At 70.5% G+C, this 19,336-nt stretch carries 20 protein-coding genes; 11 read left to right on the top strand and 9 right to left on the bottom strand.

Annotated elements, in window-relative coordinates; translation table 11 throughout:
- Positions 1-111 precede the first annotated feature (111 nt).
- The 3 genes from trxA (at position 112) to DDE18_RS00345 (ending at position 2,221) form a co-directional block, all read left to right on the top strand.
- Positions 112-435: a thioredoxin gene (trxA, locus tag DDE18_RS00355; protein WP_116570262.1), complete on the top strand. Its 324-nt coding sequence runs from the start codon at positions 112-114 to the stop codon at positions 433-435.
- Between the two features lie 226 nt (positions 436-661).
- On the top strand, positions 662-1,069 hold the full coding sequence (locus DDE18_RS00350) for a YciI family protein (protein WP_116570261.1): 408 nt from the start codon (positions 662-664) through the stop codon (positions 1,067-1,069).
- A gap of 6 nt (positions 1,070-1,075) precedes the next feature.
- Positions 1,076-2,221, top strand: coding sequence for an RNA polymerase sigma factor (locus DDE18_RS00345; protein ID WP_116570260.1), 1,146 nt, complete (start codon positions 1,076-1,078; stop codon positions 2,219-2,221).
- Here DDE18_RS00345 and DDE18_RS00340 read toward each other — a convergent pair.
- On the bottom strand, positions 2,199-2,846 hold the full coding sequence (locus DDE18_RS00340; RefSeq protein WP_116570259.1) for a GNAT family N-acetyltransferase: 648 nt from the start codon (positions 2,844-2,846) through the stop codon (positions 2,199-2,201). The two genes, DDE18_RS00345 and DDE18_RS00340, sit on opposite strands and share 23 nt — an antisense overlap.
- 34 nt (positions 2,847-2,880) lie before the next feature.
- Here DDE18_RS00340 and DDE18_RS00335 point away from each other — a divergent pair, with 34 nt between their 5' ends.
- A complete protein-coding gene (locus tag DDE18_RS00335; protein WP_342748895.1) occupies positions 2,881-4,104 on the top strand; it encodes a pyridoxal phosphate-dependent aminotransferase in 1,224 nt (407 codons plus the stop codon).
- A gap of 45 nt (positions 4,105-4,149) precedes the next feature.
- Entirely contained in the window at positions 4,150-4,920 is a 771-nt protein-coding gene (locus DDE18_RS00330; protein ID WP_116570257.1) for a lysophospholipid acyltransferase family protein, read from the top strand.
- Between the two features lie 233 nt (positions 4,921-5,153).
- On the opposite strand, the gene DDE18_RS00325 is transcribed toward DDE18_RS00330, so the two are convergent.
- From DDE18_RS00325 to rpmH, 8 genes are all read right to left on the bottom strand, one after another.
- Positions 5,154-6,200, bottom strand: coding sequence for a ParB/RepB/Spo0J family partition protein (locus DDE18_RS00325; protein WP_116570256.1), 1,047 nt, complete (start codon positions 6,198-6,200; stop codon positions 5,154-5,156).
- The gene (locus tag DDE18_RS00320) at positions 6,197-7,138 is read right to left on the bottom strand and encodes a ParA family protein (RefSeq protein ID WP_281258309.1); all 942 of its coding nucleotides are present in this window, start codon (positions 7,136-7,138) and stop codon (positions 6,197-6,199) included. The genes DDE18_RS00325 and DDE18_RS00320 overlap by 4 nt, the downstream gene beginning before the upstream one ends.
- 254 nt (positions 7,139-7,392) lie before the next feature.
- Positions 7,393-8,061 (bottom strand): 16S rRNA (guanine(527)-N(7))-methyltransferase RsmG, encoded by a 669-nt coding sequence (rsmG, locus tag DDE18_RS00315; RefSeq protein ID WP_116570255.1) that lies wholly within the window; start codon positions 8,059-8,061, stop codon positions 7,393-7,395.
- A gap of 77 nt (positions 8,062-8,138) precedes the next feature.
- Positions 8,139-8,594, bottom strand: coding sequence for a Jag family protein (locus DDE18_RS00310; protein ID WP_425437538.1), 456 nt, complete (start codon positions 8,592-8,594; stop codon positions 8,139-8,141).
- Positions 8,595-8,799: 205 nt separating this feature from the next.
- Positions 8,800-9,765: a membrane protein insertase YidC gene (gene yidC, locus DDE18_RS00305; RefSeq protein ID WP_116570254.1), complete on the bottom strand. Its 966-nt coding sequence runs from the start codon at positions 9,763-9,765 to the stop codon at positions 8,800-8,802.
- A complete protein-coding gene (gene yidD / locus DDE18_RS00300) occupies positions 9,766-10,041 on the bottom strand; it encodes a membrane protein insertion efficiency factor YidD (protein ID WP_116570253.1) in 276 nt (91 codons plus the stop codon).
- On the bottom strand, positions 10,038-10,385 hold the full coding sequence (rnpA, locus tag DDE18_RS00295) for a ribonuclease P protein component (RefSeq protein ID WP_116570252.1): 348 nt from the start codon (positions 10,383-10,385) through the stop codon (positions 10,038-10,040). The genes yidD and rnpA overlap by 4 nt, the downstream gene beginning before the upstream one ends.
- 26 nt (positions 10,386-10,411) lie before the next feature.
- Positions 10,412-10,549, bottom strand: coding sequence for a 50S ribosomal protein L34 (gene rpmH / locus DDE18_RS00290; protein ID WP_011758123.1), 138 nt, complete (start codon positions 10,547-10,549; stop codon positions 10,412-10,414).
- Positions 10,550-11,095: 546 nt separating this feature from the next.
- On the opposite strand from rpmH, the gene dnaA reads away from it, so the two are divergent.
- From dnaA to gyrB, 6 genes are all read left to right on the top strand, one after another.
- Positions 11,096-12,577: a chromosomal replication initiator protein DnaA gene (dnaA, locus tag DDE18_RS00285; RefSeq protein ID WP_116570251.1), complete on the top strand. Its 1,482-nt coding sequence runs from the start codon at positions 11,096-11,098 to the stop codon at positions 12,575-12,577.
- 399 nt (positions 12,578-12,976) lie between these two features.
- Positions 12,977-14,119 (top strand): DNA polymerase III subunit beta, encoded by a 1,143-nt coding sequence (dnaN, locus tag DDE18_RS00280; protein ID WP_116570250.1) that lies wholly within the window; start codon positions 12,977-12,979, stop codon positions 14,117-14,119.
- A gap of 68 nt (positions 14,120-14,187) precedes the next feature.
- Positions 14,188-15,186: a phosphogluconate dehydrogenase (NAD(+)-dependent, decarboxylating) gene (gene gnd / locus DDE18_RS00275; protein WP_116570249.1), complete on the top strand. Its 999-nt coding sequence runs from the start codon at positions 14,188-14,190 to the stop codon at positions 15,184-15,186.
- A 7-nt stretch (positions 15,187-15,193) separates the two neighbouring features.
- Positions 15,194-16,366 carry a DNA replication/repair protein RecF gene (gene recF / locus DDE18_RS00270; protein ID WP_116570248.1) on the top strand — a complete coding sequence of 391 codons (1,173 nt, stop codon included), beginning with the start codon at positions 15,194-15,196 and terminating at the stop codon, positions 16,364-16,366.
- Positions 16,359-16,964 carry a DciA family protein gene (locus DDE18_RS00265; protein ID WP_116570247.1) on the top strand — a complete coding sequence of 202 codons (606 nt, stop codon included), beginning with the start codon at positions 16,359-16,361 and terminating at the stop codon, positions 16,962-16,964. The genes recF and DDE18_RS00265 overlap by 8 nt, the downstream gene beginning before the upstream one ends.
- A 287-nt stretch (positions 16,965-17,251) precedes the next feature.
- Positions 17,252-19,327 (top strand): DNA topoisomerase (ATP-hydrolyzing) subunit B, encoded by a 2,076-nt coding sequence (gyrB, locus tag DDE18_RS00260; RefSeq protein ID WP_133241108.1) that lies wholly within the window; start codon positions 17,252-17,254, stop codon positions 19,325-19,327.
- The last annotated feature ends 9 nt before the right edge of the window (positions 19,328-19,336 follow it).

Raw genomic sequence — 19,336 nt, 5'->3', positions numbered from 1 at the left:
GACGCCTCCGGTGCTGGGAACAAACTGTCCGTGCGGTGGTGTTGACTGGGACGTACTAAGCCTCTGCGCTGACACCCCGCCACCGGGCGGGACCTACGAAAGGGAAATGCTGTGGGCAACATCGCCGCCGTGACCGACGCCGAGTTCGAAGCTCAGGTCCTCAAGTCCGACAAGCCTGTCCTGGTCGACTTCTGGGCCGAGTGGTGCGGCCCGTGCCGCCAGGTCGCCCCGATCCTCGACGAGATCAACGCCGAGCACGGCGAGAAGATCACGCTCCTGAAGATGAACGTGGACGAAAACCCGGTCACCCCGTCGAACTACCGCGTGACGGGCATCCCGACGATCAACGTCTACCAGAACGGCGAGGTCGTGAAGTCCATCGTCGGCGCGAAGCCCAAGGCCGCGCTCCTCAAGGAGCTCGAGGGCTTCATCTGAGAGCTTCACCCCGCTCGATCGACCGACTCGGCTCGATCCACCGGATGAGTCGAGTCGTCGGAGCTCGGCACGGACGGGCGCACGACCCATCGGGTCGTGCGCCCGTCTGCACTCTCCGGCGAAGATGTCCATGAATCCTCGAGCCGGGATGTCGAGACGTGCCCGGTGGCTTCGTCCCCGGTGCGAACGCGGCCACCAGGGGCCGCACCGCACAAGGAGATGAACCATGGCCAAGTACCTGCTTCTCAAGCACTACCGCGGCGCCCCGGCTCCGGTGAACGACGTGCCGATGGACCAGTGGACCCCTGAGGAGATCTCGGCCCACTTCCAGTTCATGGAGGACTTCGCCGCCCGGCTCCAGGACACCGGCGAGTTCGTCGACGGGCAGGCCCTGTCCCCGGAGGGCAGCTGGGTCCGGTACGACGGGGAGGGCCGGCCGCCGGTCACGGACGGTCCCTTCGCCGAGACCAAGGACCTGATCGCGGGCTGGATGGTGATCGACGTCGACAGCCACGACCGGGCGGTCGAGCTCGCGGGCGAGCTTTCGGCGGCTCCCGGAGCCGGCGGCAAGCCCATCCACGAGTGGCTCGAGGTGCGGCCCTTCCTGGCCGCGCCGCCGACCGTCACGGAGTGACGGGCGGTGGACGAGGCGCTGCTCCGGTCCCTCACGCCCAGCGTGATCGGGGTCCTCGTCCGCCGCGGAGCTGACTTCGCGGCGGCCGAGGACGCCGTGCAGGACGCCCTGCTCGAGGCGCTGCGCGTGTGGCCTGAGCAGCCGCCGCGGGAGCCGAAGAGCTGGCTGGTCACCGTGGCGTGGCGCAAGTTCCTCGATACCGTCCGTGCCGACACCTCGCGGAGGCGGCGCGAGGCGCGCGTCGGGGAGGAGCCCGGTCCGGGGCCGGGCGAGGCGGCCGACGACACCCTGCAGCTCTACTTCCTCTGCGCCCATCCGTCCCTCACGCCCGCCTCGGCCGTGGCGCTCACGCTCCGCGCGGTGGGAGGACTCACGACGCGGCAGATCGCCCAGGCCTACCTCGTGCCGGAGCCGACGATGGCCCAGCGCATCAGCCGTGCCAAGCGCACGGTCGCCGAGGTCCGGTTCGACCAGCCCGGTGACGTGCGGACGGTGCTGCGGGTCCTCTACCTCGTGTTCAACGAGGGCTACTCCGGCGACGTCGACCTCGCGGCCGAGGCCATCCGGCTGACCCGCGAGCTCGCGGCGAGGATCGACCACGAGGAGGTCGCGGGCCTGCTCGCCCTGATGCTGCTCCATCACGCGCGGCGGCCCGCCCGCTGGGGCGCGGACGGCAGTCTCGTGCCCCTGGCCGAGCAGGACCGCAGCCGGTGGGACACCCGGATGATCGCCGAGGGCGTCGACATCCTCCAGGCCGCGCTCGCCCGGGACCGGCTCGGCGAGTTCCAGGCGCAGGCCGCGATCGCGGCGCTGCACGCGGACGCGGCGCGAGCCGACGAGACCGACTGGCCGCAGATCGTCGAGTGGTACGACGAGCTCGTCCGCCTCACCGGCAGCCCCGTCGCCCGCCTCAACCGGGCGGTCGCCGTGGGCGAGGCCGATGGCGCGCGGGCCGGCCTCGCGGCCCTGGCCGGGCTCGATCCCGGCCTGCCCCGCCACACCGCCGTCTCGGCGTACCTCCGCGAGCGCGACGGCGACGCGGTGACGGCGGCGCGCCTCTACGCCGAGGCGGCCCGGGCCGCGCCCAACCTCGCCGAGCGCGACCACCTGCTGCGCCAGGCGGCGCGGCTCAACGCGGCGCTGCGTGCCTGACCGAGCCGTGGGTGGCACCCGGGCGGGCTGCCGAGGGGCGCACGGCACCCCAGAGGCGCTCCAAGGCCTGCTCCACCTCGTCCTTCCACGAGATGGCCGACCGGAGCTCCATCCGCATCCGCGGCGTCGTGGGGTGCGCGCGCTGGGTCTTGAAGCCGACGCGGCCGAGGAACTCCGCCGGCAGCACGCAGCCTACCGCCCGCCCGCGGGTGTCACCGAACGCCTCGACGGCGCCGAATCCGCGCTGGACCAGGTCGCGGGCCATCCCCTGCACCAGCAGGCGGCCCAGTCCGCCGCGTCGGTGCTCGGGCGCCACCCAGGCGGTGGTGAGCAGCACGGCGTCCGGCGAGGGCGGTGCGGTCGGGATCGACCCGGCTCCCGGCACGAAGGCGGCCGGCGCGTAGGCGACGTACCCGACCGGGACGCCGTCGACCATGGCGACCCGGCCGCAGGAGCCCCACTCGCGCAGCACCTCGGAGAGCCAGGCCTCCTTCTCGCGCTCGGGCTCCTCGCCGTCGAGCCGCGCGCGACTGACCGCGTCGAGCTCCCAGAACAGGCAGGAGCGGCAGGGCGCGCGGAGCTCCTCGAGGTGGTCGAGGGTCAGGTGCACTGTCCGGCGCGCCATATCCCCATGCTAGGGGCGCGGTGCGCCTGAGAGGATGGCTTTCGTGCGCCGCATCCGACAGAGCAAGAAGCTGCAGGGAGTCCGCTACGACGTGCGCGGACCGATCCTCGTCGAGGCCCAGCGGCTGGAGGCAGAGGGCCACCGCATCCTGAAGCTGAACATCGGCAACACCGCGCCGTTCGGCTTCGAGGCGCCGGAGCAGATCATCGCCGACATGATCCACCACCTGCCCGAGTCGCAGGGCTACAGCGAGTCGCAGGGCATCTGGTCGGCCCGCACCGCGGTGATGCACTACTACCAGTCCCACGGCCTCCGCGACGTCGGCGTCGAGGACGTCTTCATCGGCAACGGTGTCTCCGAGCTGATCACGATGGTGCTGCAGGCGTTCCTCGACGACGGCAACGAGATCCTGGTGCCGGCGCCGGACTACCCGCTATGGACCGGCGCCATCACGCTGTCGGGCGGCACGGCCGTGCACTACGAGTGCGACGAGTCCAACGGCTGGTGCCCCGACCTCGCCGACATCGAGTCGAAGATCACCGAGAACACGCACGGCCTGGTGATCATCAACCCCAACAACCCGACCGGGGCGGTCTACAGCGAGGAGGTCGTCAAGGGCCTCATCGACATCGCGCGGCGCCACCAGCTCGTCGTCTTCGCCGACGAGATCTACGAGAAGATCATCTTCGACGACTCGCGGCATCACCACGCGGCCACCTTCGCCGGCAACGACGTCCTCTGCCTGACCTTCAGCGGCCTCTCCAAGGCCTACCGGGTCTGTGGCTACCGCGCCGGCTGGCTGATGGTCTCGGGTCCCAAGGAGCTCGCCACCGACTTCCTCGAGGGCCTCACCCTGATCGCCAACATGCGGATGTGTCCCAACGTGCCCGCCCAGCACGCGATCCAGACGGCGCTCGGCGGCTACCAGTCGGTCGAGGAGCTGATCGTCCCCGGCGGCCGCTTCTACGAGCAGTCGATGCTCGCCAACCGGCTGCTCAACGAGATCCCCGGCGTCTCCAACGTCCGCCCCCGCGGCGCGCTCTACTGCTTCCCCCGCCTCGACCCCGAGGTCTACGAGATCGAGGACGACCAGGAGTTCGTGCTCGACCTGCTGCGCGCCAAGAAGATCCTGGTCACCCACGGCACCGGCTTCAACTGGACGCGCCCCGACCACTTCCGTCTCGTCACGCTGCCCGAGGCGAGCATCCTCGAGGAGGCGATCGGCCGGATCGCCGACTTCCTGGCGACTCGTCGCTGATACGGGCACTCCCCGCGCCGCGGCGTACGCCCTAGGCTCCCCGACATGCGCGACCTCACCTATCCCCCCGTCATCCTCACCGCGAAGGCGGCCTTCAGGGCCCTCGGCCAGCGGTTCACCATGACCGGCACCGAGCACGTGCCGCGCACGGGCGGCGTGCTGCTCGTCTACAACCACATCGGCTACGTCGACTTCGTGTACGGCGGGCTGGCGGCCAACCCGTCGAAGCGGCTCGTGCGCTTCATGGCCAAGCGGGAGATCTTCGACCACGTGGTCGGCGGCCCGTTCATGCGCTCGCTGCACCACATCCAGGTGGACCGCGGCGACGGACTGGCGTCCTATCACGCCGCAGTGGAGGCGCTGCGCGCCGGCGAGGCCGTCGGGATCTTCCCGGAGGCGACGATCTCGCGGGCGATGGAGCTCAAGGAGTTCAAGACCGGCGCCGTGCGCATCGCCGCTGCGGCGGGCGTCCCCATCGTCCCGGTGATCCTGTGGGGCACCCAGCGGATGCTGACCAAGGACCACCCCAAGGACTTCTCGCGCGGCAAGACCATCTCGATCACCGTCGGGGAGCCGTTCCACCCCACCGGTGCCGACCCGATGGCAGAGACGGCCGAGCTGAAGGCCCGGATGTCGGCGATGCTCGACGACGCGATCGCGCGCTATCCCGCCGACGAGCAGCCCCCCGGCGCCTGGTGGGTGCCGGCCCGCCTGGGCGGCTCCGCGCCGACGCTGGAGGAGGCCGCCCGGATGGACGTCGAGGAGAAGCGCGAGCGCGCCCGCCGCAAGGCTGCCCGCGCCGCCAAGGCTGGGTGACTCGGCGATACGTCGCTCTATCGACATGTCGTTTTATCGACATATGGCCTTGGGGCCGTGCGGCTTCGGCTCTGCCAACCGGCGATGCCGCCGCTTACGACGTCCCGCGGGCCGTCGCATGTCGGTGCACACCGTTCGACCACCTCGGCCGCCCGAGCGTCGTACGCACCTGCATCAGCCCCGGTCCCGGCCCAACGTCTGACGTCCCGCGGACAGCGGCCGTGGGAGCCGACTCAGATGGGGCGGTCGATGCGGTTGCGCGGGTCGATGATGTCGATGATGCGGCGCAGGTCGTCGAGGGAGGCGAACTCGACGGTCACCTTGCCCTTGGACTTCCCGAGGTCGATCTTGACCCGGGTCTCCAGCCGGTCGGAGAGCCGCTCGGCCAGGTCGGTGAGCCCCGGGGCCACCGGCTTGTTGCGCGGGGAGCGGCTGGACGAGGACTGGCTGGGGCCGGTGGAGACGATCTCCTCCAGGCCGCGCACGCTGATGCCCTCGGCGACGACGCGGGAGGCGAGCCGGTCCTGGAGGTCGGCGTCATCGATGGACAGCAGGGCCCGGGCGTGCCCGGCCGACAGCACGCCTGCGGCGACCCGGCGCTGGACGGCCGGGGAGAGCTTCAGCAGGCGCAGGGTGTTGCTGATCTGGGGGCGCGAGCGGCCGATCCGCTGGGCGAGCTCGTCGTGGGTGCAGCCGAAGTCCTCCAGGAGCTGGCCGTAGGCGGCCGCCTCCTCGAGCGGGTTGAGCTGGGAGCGGTGCAGGTTCTCCAGGAGCGCGTCCCGGAGCATGTCGGTGTCCTCGGTGTCGCGGACGATCGCCGGGATGGTCGCGAGACCGGCCTGCTGGGAGGCGCGCCACCGGCGCTCACCCATGATCAGCTCGTAGTCGTCGTCTCCCGAGCGGCGTACGACGACCGGCTGGAGGAGACCCACCTCGCGGATCGAGTGGACCAGCTCGGCGAGGGCCTCCTCGTCGAAGACCTGGCGGGGCTGGCGGGCGTTCGGCCGCACCGACGCGATGGGCAGCTCTGCGAAGTAGGACCCGTCCACCTGACCGGCGTGCGCAGGAGTCGCGGGGCCCGTGCCGTCAGCACCCGGGGCTGGGGCCTCCGTCGTGCCGGTCGCCTCACGGGACGTGCCATCGACCGGGAGGCCGCCGGCGGGTCCGGTGCCGTTCGTCGGCTCGCCCTCGGGCGGCGCGACCCGCTGCGGGGGCGCCGTGGGGATCAGGGAGCCGAGGCCACGACCGAGGCCACGACGGGGCGGGGTGGGGCTGGTCATCGGGGTGCTCCCTTGCGTGCGATCTCCCGGGCTGCCTCGAGATAGCTGAGCGCGCCGGCCGACGCAGGATCGTAGGTCATGACCGTCTGCCCGTAGGAGGGGGCCTCCGAGACGCGCACCGAGCGGGGCACGGCCGTGGCCAGCACCTGGTCACCGAAGTGGCTGCGCACCTCCTCGGAGACGCCTGCCGCGAGCCTGGTGCGCGCGTCGTACATCGTGAGCAGGATCGTGGAGACGGTCAGCGCCGGGTTGAGGTGCTGGCGCACCATCTCGACGGTCTCGAGCAGCTGGCCGAGACCCTCGAGCGCGTAGTACTCCGCCTGGATCGGGATGAACATCTCCCGGCCGGCCACCAGGGCATTCAGGGTGAGCAGGCCGAGGGAGGGCGGGCAGTCGACGAAGACGTAGTCGAAGCGCTCCTCCCCTGCCTCGGCCGCGCTGCCGATCCACGGGTGTCCGGCCAGCGCCTTCTGCAGCCGGCTCTCCCGGGCCACCACGCTGACGAGCTCGATCTCCGCGCCGGCGAGGTCGATCGTCGCGGGCACGGCCCACAGGTTCGCCACCTCCGCGCAGGTGGACACCACGTCGGTCAGCGGGACGCCGTCGACGAGCATGTCGTACGTCGAGGGCACGCCACGGTGGTGCTCGACGCTGAGCGCGGTCGAGGCGTTGCCCTGCGGGTCGAGGTCGATGACCAGGACTCGCTGCCCCAGCTGCGCCAGGCCGGCCGCGACGTTCACCGCGGACGTGGTCTTCCCGACCCCGCCCTTCTGGTTCGCGACCACGAAGACCCGGGTCGCGTCCGGTCGTGGGACCGGGCTGCCACGGTGCAGTCCGCCGGTCCGCGCCATCACAGAGTGCTGGGCCGCGCGCGCCAGGGGCGTCGTGTCGTCGTCGAAGGACGGTATCGACTCGGCCAGCTCGCCGGCCGTCCGCACCGCGAAGGGCCGCGCCGTTTCACGTGAAACACCGGCACTCAGGGAGGTTTCACGTGAAACAGAGTCTCCAGAACCGGGTCCCGCGGTCCCCCGGTCACCGGCACCCGCCTCGTCCCCGATCTGTGGAGAACCAGGGCCATCCTGTGGAGAAGTGCGCTCAACCCCCTTGTCGACATCGGTGGAAAACGTGTGGGCGGGCTGCCCCGGGACGGTGCCGGAGGTCAGTTCCTCGTTCACGACCAGAACCTTTCGCGTCAGGCGCGGGGGGTGCGGCGACGACGTCGCTGGGAGCCACGAGTGGGCGGGAAGGGCCAACCTACCTGCGCCGGGTCAGCCCAAGCCACTCGGAGGGCGTGGGTGACATCGTCCAGGACATCCTGGCCCAGCGGCAGCACCTCCGGGGGCGCGCAACGGAACTTGTGGAGAACAGCCTCGGCGGCCTGGATCTCCTCGTGGACGGAGGAACCCTTCATCGCCACCAGGATCCCGGTCGGCGCGACGAGGGGCATCGACCAACCCAGCAGCCGCTCCAGGGGCGCAACGGCGCGCGAGGTGACCACGTCGAACGTCCGGGAGCCGTGCAGCTCCTCAGCACGGCCGCGCACCACCTCGACGTGGGAGAGCCCGAACTCCTCCACCACTTCGGAGAGGAAGGTCGTGCGCCGCAGGAGCGGCTCGACGAGCGTCACTGTGAGGTCGGGCCGGGCCAGCGCGAGCACCAGCCCGGGGAGCCCGGCACCGCTGCCGATGTCACACAGCGTGCTGCCGTCCGGCACCACGGTGCCCAGCACCCCACAGTTGAGGAGGTGGCGCTCCCAGAGCCGAGGCGCCTCGCGCGGTCCGATGAGACCGCGCACGACGCCCTCGGTGGCCAGCAGCTCGGCATACCTCTCCACCAGGGGAAGCCGCTCAGAGGCGAACACCCTCCGCGCCACAGCGGGCGTGGAGGGTGTCGAAGAGGGCTCTCGCGACCCCTCTGTTTCACGTGAAACGAAGTCGCTCACGCCGGCAGGATCACCACGTGGCGGCGCGGCTCGGCGCCCTCGGACTCGGAGGAGAGACCGGCGGCTGCAACGGCGTCGTGGACGACCTTGCGCTCGAACGCAGACATCGGCTCGAGGGAGAGAGGGGCGCCGGAGGACTTGACCTTCTCGATCGAGACCTCGGCCAGCTCGAGGAGGCGCTTGCGCTGCTCGGCACGGTAGCCCGAGATGTCCAGCATCAGGCGCGAGCGCTCACCGGTCTCGCGGTAGACCGCCAGGCGGGTCAGCTCCTGGAGCGCCTCGAGCACCTCGCCGTTGCGGCCGACGAGCTGGGAGAGGTCGGCACCCACGATCGAGACGGCGGCACGGTCACCCTCGACGTCCATGTCGAGGTCGCCGTCGAGGTCGGCGATGTCGAGCAGCTCCTCGAGGTAGTCGGCGGCGATGTCGCCCTCCTGCTCGAGCCGCTGCACCTTGGACGGTCGCGTGGGGCCCTCCGGCTGCTCGTTCTGCTCGTCGGTCTGCTCGTCGGTGGTCTCCGGAGCCTCGGACACCTCATCGGCCTCGGGCTGCTGCCCGGTGTTCGCCACAACGTCGCGGGTCTCGGTCACTTCGTCGGTCACGTGTCACTCCTGCGTGGATGGGAATCGCCGGGCTGGCCGGCGGGACAATCGAGGGTCAGCGCTTCTTACGCTGGCTGCGGGTCTGCCGCTTGGGCTGCGTCCGGTGGGCCTGCCGCTCCTGGCGCTCCGCCTCGGCCTCCGCAGCGAGGCGCTCCTGCTCCAGCTCGGCCGGTGTCTTCTGCCCCTTGCGGTGCGCCTTGTCGCGGTCGCGCTGCTCCTTGGCCGCGGCCGCCGGCGTACCGGGGGCCGGGTTGTTGCGGATCACGTAGAACTGCTGGCCCATGGTCCACAGGTTCGAGGTGGTCCAGTAGATGAGGACACCGATCGGGAAGGCGATGCCGCCGACCGCGAAGACCACGGGGAGCACGTAGAGCAGCATCTTCTGCTGCTGGGCGTAGGGACCGGTCAGGGCGTCGGCCGGCATGTTCTTGCTCATCAGCTGCCGCTGGGTGAGGAACGTGGTGACCGTCATCGCGACGACCAGGACCGCGGCCAGCACCATCACGCCGACGTCTCCGTCGGCGCGCATGAACGTCTGCGAGATCGGCACGCCCCACAGCTCCGCCTCGCCGAACTGGTCGGCCTGGGTCTGGGTCAGGATGCCCTTCGGGTCTCCGTGGGACGCCCGGTCGAGCAGGCGGAAGAGCGCCAGGAAGATCGGCATCTGCAACAGGATCGGCAGGCACGACGCGAACGGGTTGGTGCCCGACTCGCGGTAGAGCTTCATCGTCTCCTGGGCGAGCTTCTCCCGGTCGTGGCCGTACTTCTTCTGCAGCTCCTTCACCTTCGGCTGGATGAGCTGCATGTTGCGGCTGGACTTGATCTGCTTGACGAACAGCGGGATCAGTGCGGCGCGGATGACGAGGGTGAGACCGACGATCGAGAGTGCCCAGGCGGCACCACCGGTGGGGTCGAGCCCGATGGCGCTGAAGAGGTTGTGGAAGCCGATCAGGACGACCGAGATCACGTAGTAGAGCGGCGTCATGATGAAGCTGCCGATGGCACCGAAGAAGTCGAGCACTCAAGCTCCTCGAGTAAGGGACGGATCCGCGACCACGTCGGTGGCCTGCTGCGGAGTGGTACGGCGGGGTGGGACGGGGTCGTAGCCTCCGGCGGCCCACGGGTGGCATCGGCCGAGGCGGCGCGCGGCGAGCCAGCTGCCGCGCAGCGCGCCGTACTCACGCACCGCGTCGAGCGCGTACGCCGAGCACGACGGGTGGTAGCGGCAGACCTGCCCGTAGAGCGGGCTGATCACCGCGCGGTAGGCCTTCAACAGGCCGATGAGCAGATACTTCACGCCGTCACCCTGGCCAGACAACGGCCCAGGTCGCGGCCGAGTTCCTCGTACGACGCGTGCGCGGCGGCGGGCAGCGCGCGGACCACGAGCACGACAGGACCCGGGAGCCCGCCCAGTTGGGCGAGGTGCTCCCGGGTCAGGTGTCGGAGACGACGCTTCACGCGGTTGCGGACCACGGCGATGCCCACGGCCTTGCTGACCACGAACCCCACCTGGGCCGGCGTGTCGTCACCCGGCCCGGTGAGGAGGTGGACCACCACGGTGGTCGACCCGCTGCGGCGGCCGGAGCGCACGGCGACCCGGAAGGAGTCAGCGTCGGTGAGACGGTGTGCGGCCGGCAGCACGGGCGTGGTCGCCGCGGGCGCTGGCCTCAGACGGCCAGGCTCTTGCGGCCCTTGCGTCGGCGGGACGACAGGATCGCGCGGCCGGCGCGGGTGCGCATCCGCAGGCGGAAGCCGTGCACCTTGTGACGGCGGCGGTTGTTCGGCTGGTACGTACGCTTGCTCACGAGCTTCTCTTCTCAGTGCGGGATCTCGGGTCTCACTCCACTGCGGGATCCAGTGCGCTCCCCGCTGATGCTGCGGAGGGCTGCCTCTTCGGCTGGCACCGCCCACCCACGCGCTCGCCCCGGGGAGCGAGTCATGGACATGCGGCACCCGTCGACTCAATGTGACGGCGTGATCCCCCGTGACATGGCTCGGCCACGAGGAGTGACCGGCCAACGGTACGCGGCACCGAGGAGGGGGGTCAAACCAGCGCGATCCCACGCCGGCCACAACCTGTGGAGAAACGCTTGCCGGTGCCTGGGGCGCTTGTTACGTTGCGAGCTCCCGCACTCTCGGTCGAGGCTGGTCTCTCAGGCTGTGCAGGGCCCTTGTGGTCTGGCTCACATCGTTCGTTCACAGGCCTGTGACCTGCGCAAATACCGGGCAAGCGGGGACGGCGGCCAGTGCCTTGCGGGCTTTCTCCACACCGATGACCCTTGGTTCACAGATTGTGGAAAACTCTGTGGAGACGCGGTCGGCGACGAGGACCGGCGTGAGCGTGGCACGACCTGCGAGCAGAGGTGGACCCTGTGGACGACCGAACGACCGATCTCGGGACGGCCTGGCGCGTGATCGTCGGTGAGCTCCAGCCCAACCAGCGGGCATGGCTGCGCGCCAGCGAGCCCGTCACCCTCCACGAGAGCACGGCCATCATCGCCGTGCCCAACGACTTCACCCGCGGCCAGCTCGAGGGCCGGCTCCGCGGCCAGCTCGAGGACTCCCTCAGCGAGGCGTTCGGCCGCGAGATCCGGCTCGCGGTCTCGGTCAATCCGGCGCTCGAGGAGCGTGCCGCCGCGCACGTGGACGAGCCGATCCATCGACAAGACGACTTGTCGACAAATCCACAGGCAGCTGGCGACCTCACCATGGCTGCGCCGGTCGCCGACCCGGGCGCCATCCCCGGCCCGATGCCGGGCACGGACCCGGCCGACCGCCGCGGCCCCTCGGCTCTCGAAACCCGGCTCAACCCCAAGTACACGTTCGAGACCTTCGTCATCGGCTCGTCCAACCGGTTTCCCCACGCGGCCGCGGTCGCCGTGGCCGAGGCGCCCGGCAAGGCCTACAACCCGTTGCTCGTCTACGGCGAGTCCGGGCTCGGCAAGACCCACCTGCTCCACGCCATCGGCCACTACGTGCGCAGCCTCTACACCGGCGCCAAGGTCCGCTACGTGTCGAGCGAGGAGTTCACCAACGAATTCATCAACGCGATCCGCGACGACCGGCAGGACCGGTTCAAGCGGCGCTACCGCGACGTCGACGTGCTCCTCATCGACGACATCCAGTTCCTGGAGGGCAAGACCCAGACCCAGGAGGAGTTCTTCCACACGTTCAACACGCTGCACAACGCCAACAAGCAGATCGTCCTCACCTCCGACCGGGCGCCCAAGCGGCTGGAGGCGCTCGAGGACCGGCTCCGCAACAGGTTCGAGTGGGGCCTGATCACCGACGTGCAGCCGCCGGACCTCGAGACCCGCATCGCGATCCTGCGCAAGAAGGCCGCCATGGACCGGCTCACCGCGCCGCCGGACGTGCTCGAGTTCATCGCCAGCAAGATCCAGACCAACATCCGCGAGCTCGAGGGTGCGCTCATCCGGGTGACCGCCTTCGCCAACCTCAACCGCCAGGAGGTCGACATGACCCTGGCCGAGATCGTGCTCAAGGACCTGATCCCCGAGGGCGGCGAGCCCGAGATCACCCCGGCGCTCATCATCGCGCAGACCGCGGCCTACTTCGGGGTATCGATCGACGACCTCACCGGCCCCAGCCGCGGCCGCCACCTGGTGATGGCCCGCCAGATCGGCATGTACCTGTGCCGTGAGCTCACCGACCTGTCCCTGCCGAAGATCGGCGCCCAGTTCGGCAACCGCGACCACACCACGGTCATGTACGCCGATCGCAAGATCAACCAGCTGCTCGCCGAGCGCCGCGCGGTCTTCAACCAGGTGAGCGAGCTGACCAACCGGATCAAGATGCACGCGCGCCAAGGCTGAGGTCTCGATACGCAGATGCGCCGACCCGCCTGTGGAAAACGTGTGGGCCCGCCCGGTGCGTCGTCCACAGCACCTGTGCGCAGTCCGCGCCGACGCACCGCCGCACCCCTCGCCGTACACACGCACCACAGTGGGCCGACAGCCCGGCGCACAGCCCCTGTGCACCACGACTTCCGCGACTGACCTGCGACAACGGGAGTTCTCCACAGTCTCCACAGACGCTATGACTCCCACGGACCTCTCCATGGAACGATCCCCCGAAAACGACACCCACGCCCTGAGCTGGGGACAACCCCTCCCGAGCACTCGACACGGCATGGCAGGATGCACACCCCACGGGCGTGCGTGCCCTGGTCCCAGACGACACCGCCCTGACGAAACCTGCTCGAGGAGCCATCCGTGAAGTTCCGCGTCGACCGCGACGTCTTCGCCGACGCCGTCGCCTGGGCGGCCCGCAGCCTGCCGGTGCGCCCCAGCGCTCCGGTGCTCGCCGGCCTCCTGATCGAGGCGAACAACGACGGCCTGGTCCTCTCGACCTTCGACTACGAGACCTCCGCCCGCGCGGACCTCAAGGCCGAGGTCAGCGACGAGGGCAGCGCCCTGGTCAGCGGCCGACTGCTCGCCGACATCTGCCGGAGCCTCCCGGCCAAGCCTGTCGAGGTGAAGCACGAGGGTCCGCGGGTCTCGATCACGTGTGGTTCTGCGCGCTTCAGCCTGCAGACCATGCCCGTCGAGGACTACCCCAAGCTGCCCGAGATGCCGGCGCCGAGCGGCACGGTCGCGAGCAGCGAGTTCGCGCACGCCGTCGCCCAGGCAGTCACCGCCGCGGGTCGCGACGACATGCTGCCCGTGCTCACCGGCGTACGCATCGAGATCGAGGGCTCGACGATGGCCCTGCTGGCCACCGACCGCTTCCGCCTTTCCCACCGCGAGCTGACCTGGCAGCCCGCCGTCCCCGATGCGTCCATCGCCGCGCTGGTGCCGGCCAAGGTGCTCGGCGACACTGCCAAGTCCCTCACCTCCGGCCCCGAGATCACGATCGCCCTGAGCACGTCCGGCAGCGGCGAGGGGCTGATCGGGTTCGAGGGCACCGGCCAGGGAGGCATCCGGCGCACCACCACCCGGCTCCTCGACGGCGAGTTCCCCAAGGTCCGCTCGCTGTTCCCCAGCGAGCACCTCACCGTCGCGAAGGTCAACCGCAACGAGCTCGTCGAGACCGTGAAGCGCGTCGCCCTGGTGGCGGAGCGCAACACCGCGGTGCAGCTGAAGTTCGAGGACCAGCAGCTCGTCCTCGACGCCGGCTCCGGCGACGAGGCCCAGGCGACCGAGGTCATCGACGCCGAGATCGACGGCGACGCGCTCACCACCGGCTTCAACCCCCAGTTCCTGCTGGACGGCCTCACGGCCCTGGAGGGCGAATACGTCGATCTCGCCTTCACGCAGGCCACCAAGCCCGTCGTCATCTCCAACACCTTGGGCGAGGGCTCGGAGGAGACCGGCGACTTCCGCTACCTGCTGATGCCGCGGCGCCTGCTCTCCTAGCCTTCTCCGCCGCGCAGCCGCGTGGTTGAGTGGCAACGACACCGCACCCGCCAGCTGGAGGGCAACGTATGGACATCGGACTCGTCGGCCTGGGCAAGATGGGCGGCAACATGCGCGAGCGGATGCGCCGCGCCGGGGTCAACGTGGTCGGCTACGACCACAACCCCGAGGTCAGCGACGTCGGCTCGCTGGCCGAGCTGGTCGACAAGCTGCCCACGCCGAAGGTCGTCTGGGTGATGGTGCCTGCGGGTGAGCCCACCCGTGCCACGGTCGCCGAGCTCAAGGAGCTCCTCGACGAGGGCGACCTCGTCGTCGACGGCGGCAACTCCCGCTGGACCGACGACCTCGCCAACGCCGCCTCGCTCGCCGAGAAGGGCATCGGCTACGTCGACTGCGGTGTCTCCGGTGGCGTCTGGGGCCTGGAGAACGGCTACGCCCTGATGTATGGCGGCGACGCGGCCGACATCGAGAAGGTGCAGCCGGCCTTCGACGCCCTCAAGCCGGAGGGCGAGTTCGGCTCCGTGCACGCCGGCAAGGTCGGCGCCGGTCACTTCTCCAAGATGGTCCACAACGGCATCGAGTACGCGATCATGCAGGCCTACGCCGAGGGCTGGGAGCTGCTCGAGACCGTCGATCTGGTCGACAACGTGACCGAGGTCTTCCGGTCCTGGCGTGAGGGCACCGTCATCCGGTCGTGGCTGCTCGACCTGATGGTGGCGGCGCTGGACGCCGATCCCGGCCTGTCCCAGATCGCCGGCTACGCCGAGGACTCGGGCGAGGGCCGGTGGACCGTCGAGGCCGGCATCGAGCACGCCGTCGCCACCCCCGCGATCACGGCCGCGCTCTACGCCCGCTTCGTCTCCCGGCAGGACGACTCGCCGACGATGAAGGCGGTCGCCGCGATGCGCAACCAGTTCGGTGGCCACGCCGTGCGCACCGCACCGCCCGCGGGCGGCGACGTCGCGGCCGCCACCCCTGTGGAGCAGCCGGCCACCAGCCACCCCGAGCAGTCCGGCGCCGCGGAGGAGGCCGGCGCGGGCAGTGGCTTCGAGCCCGGCGAGAGCTAGGTCGTCCTTGCACGTCGCGCACCTCACGCTCCACGACTTCCGCTCCTACGCCGACCTCGACCTCGAGCTGGAGCCGGGCGCGACAGCGTTCCTGGGACGCAACGGCCAGGGCAAGACCAACCTGGTCGAGGCCATCGACTACCTCTCCCGGCTCTCGTCCCACCGGGTCGCGTCCGATGCGCCGCTCGTCCGGGCGGGCGCCGACCAGGCTCTGGTGCGGGCCGCGGTCGTGCGCGACGGGCGTACGGCGGTGCTCGAGGTGGAGCTCAACCCGGGCCGCGCCAACCGGGCCCGGGTCAACAGGTCGCCGCTCGCGCGTCCGCGCGACCTGATCGGCCTGGTCCGCACGGTGGTCTTCGCACCCGACGACCTGACCCTGGTCAAGGGCGACCCGACCGACCGGCGCCGCTTCCTCGACGACCTGCTGGTGCTGCGGGCGCCCCGCTTCGCCGGCGTGCGCAGCGACTACGACCGGGTGCTCAGGCAGCGCAACTCGCTGCTCAAGACCGCCGGCCTGGCGCGCGGCTCGTCGCGCGAGTCCGCGCTCTCGACGCTGACGGTCTGGGACTCGCACCTGGCCCGGGTCGGCGCGGAGATCCTCGGCGCGCGGCTCGAGCTGGTCGCGGATCTGCGGCCTTACCTCGGCAAGGCCTACGAGGCGGTCGCCCGTGGTGCCGGGCGGGACGACGCGGAGATCGACTACAAGGCGAGCCTCGACCTGGACCTCTCGGTGGTGGAGGAGCGAGGCGCGCAAGCGACGAGCCTCGACACCACCCTCGAGCAGCGCCTCCTCGAGGAGCTCGAGGCCCGCCGCTCCGACGAGCTCGACCGCGGCATCACCCTCGTCGGGCCGCACCGGGACGACCTCCTCTGCTCGCTCGGCAACGGCGAGCTGCGGCTGCCGGTGAAGGGCTACGCCTCGCACGGCGAGTCGTGGTCCTTCGCGCTCGCCCTGCGGCTGGCGTCCTACGACCTGCTCCGCGCCGACGGCGACGACCCGATCCTGGTGCTCGACGACGTCTTCGCCGAGCTGGACACGGGTCGTCGCGAGCAGCTCGCCCACCTGGTCGCCGGCGCCGAGCAGGTGCTGGTCACGGCCGCGGTGGCCGAGGACGTGCCGGCGGCGCTCCGCGGGGTGCGGTACGTCGTCTCCGAGGGCACGGTCGTGCGCGATGACTGAGGAAGAGCCGGAGGTCTCGACTCCGCTCGACCGGCCGGACTCGCTCGACCGGCCGGACTCGCTCGACCGGCCGGTGCCTGAGGAGGCCGAGGAGCACCGCCCCGACGGGCTCGACCTGGCGAAGGCGGCCCGGAGGGCGGCCGGCGCCGCGCCCGGCCGGCCCGCCCGCAAGGGCAAGGCGGGCGGCGACCTGTGGCGGCGGCGTACGCGCGCCAAGGCGAGCGGCGCGCACCCGGACGACCGCGACCCGCAGCTGCTCGAGACGGCGCTGGAGCGGCTGGTCGCCAGTCACGGCTGGGAGCTCGACCTCAAGGTGCAGGGCGTCTTCGGCCGCTGGGCCGAGCTGGTCGGCGGCGAGGTGGCGGGCCACTGCACGCCGGAGTCGTTCGCCGACGGCACCCTCGTGGTGCGCACCGACTCGACCGCGTGGGCCACCCAGCTCAAGCTGCTCGCCCCCCAGGTCGTCAGGCGGCTCAACCAGGAGCTCGGCGACGGCACGGTGCTGCGCATCGAGGTCCTCGGCCCGCACCTGCCGACGTGGAAGAAGGGCCGGTTCTCCTCCCGCGACGGCCGGGGTCCCCGCGACACCTACGGGTGACCGGTGACCCGGGCGGCCTGCCCCGATCTGGACGATCTGCGGGCCTCCCGCCCATATCGGGACCTGTCCGGCCCCCTGTGCGGGGCTTCCCGAGGCCTTTCCGGAGCCCTCAGGGGCCTGTTTCCTCCACAGATGTCCCCCCGGGCGGGTGGGTGAGTGGATTCTGGGCCCCTGACGGCTAGACTGGCGCGCGGGTCGCCGACTCCTCGCAGTCGCGACCCTCGTCATGCCCCGAACCATGTCCCTGCGCTCCGTCACCACCCAGACGGGGCCGGCAGAAGAGGTCAGTGTTGAGCCAGCAGACCCCGCCCGAGCCCCCGAACGGCGTCGCCTACGACGCATCCGCGATCCAGGTGCTCGAGGGCCTGGAGGCGGTGCGCAAGCGTCCCGGCATGTACATCGGATCCACCGGCGAGCGCGGCCTCCACCACCTGATCTGGGAGATCGTCGACAACGCCGTGGACGAGGCGCTCGCGGGCTACTGCGACCGCATCGTCGTCACGTTGCAGCGCGACGGGAGCGTCAAGGTCGAGGACAACGGCCGCGGCATCCCGACCGACACCGCGCCCGGGCAGGACATGCCCGCCGTCACGATGGCGCTCACGATGCTGCACGCCGGTGGCAAGTTCGGCGGCGGCGGCTACAAGGTCTCCGGCGGTCTCCACGGCGTCGGCGTCTCGGTCGTCAACGCGCTCTCGACGCACCTCAAGGTCGAGGTGAAGAACCGCGGCAAGCTGTGGGAGCAGGAGTTCTCCCTCGGCGTCCCCGACTACGAGCTGCGCGAGGTGCGCGACCTCGAGGAGGGTGAGGGCACGGGCACGACGGTGACCTGGTTCGCCTCGCCCGACATCTTCGAGACCACGACGTACAACCTCGAGACGATCACCACCCGCATCCGCGAGATGGCCTTCCTCAACAAGGGCCTGGAGATCGTGGTCCGCGACGAGCGGGAGATCGCCGACGAGATCGCGGCGGCCGTCGAGGACGGCACCATCGACGCGAGCGTCGACCAGGCCAGCTCCGACGCGATCCATCGCATCGACAAGGGCCTCGAGCGCGTCTTCAAGTACGACCGCGGCCTCGTCGACTACGTGGAGCACCTCAACCGCCGCAAGGACAAGGCCCACCCGACCGTCATCTCGTTCGAGGCGGAGGCCGCGGCCACGGACTCGACCCAGCATATGAGCCTCGAGGTGGCGATGCAGTGGAACACCTCGTTCACCGAGTCGGTGCACACCTTCGCCAACACGATCAACACCCACGAGGGCGGCACCCACGAGGAGGGCTTCCGGGCGGCGCTCACCTCCCTGGTCAACAACTGGGGCGAGGAGTGGGGCCTGATCAAGAAGAAGGAGGACCGTGTCTCGGGTGACGACGTCCGCGAGGGCCTCACGGCGATCATCTCGATCAAGCTCGGCGACCCCCAGTTCGAGGGCCAGACCAAGACCAAGCTCGGCAACACCGAGGCCAAGGGCTTCACCCAGCGCATCGTCAACGACCAGCTCGGCGCCTGGCTGGAGCAGAACCCGGCCGAGGGCAGGGACATCGTGCGCAAGGCCCAGGCGGCGGCGAGCGCCCGGATCGCGGCCCGCAAGGCGCGCGACCTGGCCCGCAGCCGGAAGGGGCTGCTCGGTGGCGGAGGCCTCCCCGGCAAGCTCAGCGACTGCCAGTCGACCAACCCGGAGGAGTGCGAGGTCTTCATCGTCGAGGGTGACTCGGCCGGTGGCTCCGCGCGCCAGGGCCGCGACCCGCGCGTGCAGGCGATCCTCCCGATCCGGGGCAAGATCCTCAACGTCGAGAAGGCGCGCATCGACAAGGTGCTCGCCAACAGCGAGGTCCAGGCGATCATCTCGGCGCTCGGCACCGGCATCCACGAGGAGTTCAGCATCGAGAAGCTGCGCTACCACAAGGTCGTGCTGATGGCCGACGCCGACGTCGACGGCCACCACATCAACACCCTGCTGCTCACCCTGCTGTTCCGCTTCATGAAGCCGCTCATCGAGCACGGCTACGTCTACATGGCTCAGCCGCCGCTCTACCGCCTGCGGTGGAACAAGCCGCACGAGCACGAGTTCGTCTACTCCGACGCCGAGCGCGACGCCCTGATGAAGGACGGCCTGGCCCAGGGCAAGAAGCTGCCCAAGGAGATGCCGGTCCAGCGCTACAAGGGTCTCGGCGAGATGAACGCCGACGAGCTGTGGGAGACCACGATGGACCCCAACGGCCGGATCCTCCTGCAGGTGACCCTCGAGGACGCCGCCCAGGCCGACGAGATCTTCTCGATCCTGATGGGCGAGGACGTCGAGCAGCGGCGGTCCTTCATCCAGCGCAACGCCAAGGACGTGAGGTTCCTGGACATCTAGTGGCGCGGT

Origin of the sequence: Nocardioides gansuensis (genome assembly GCF_003076135.1) — a bacterium.
Classification (GTDB): Bacteria; Actinomycetota; Actinomycetes; order Propionibacteriales; family Nocardioidaceae; genus Nocardioides; species Nocardioides gansuensis.
Note: the sequence above shows the minus strand (reverse complement) of the source record. Positions and strands in the feature narration are given on the sequence as shown.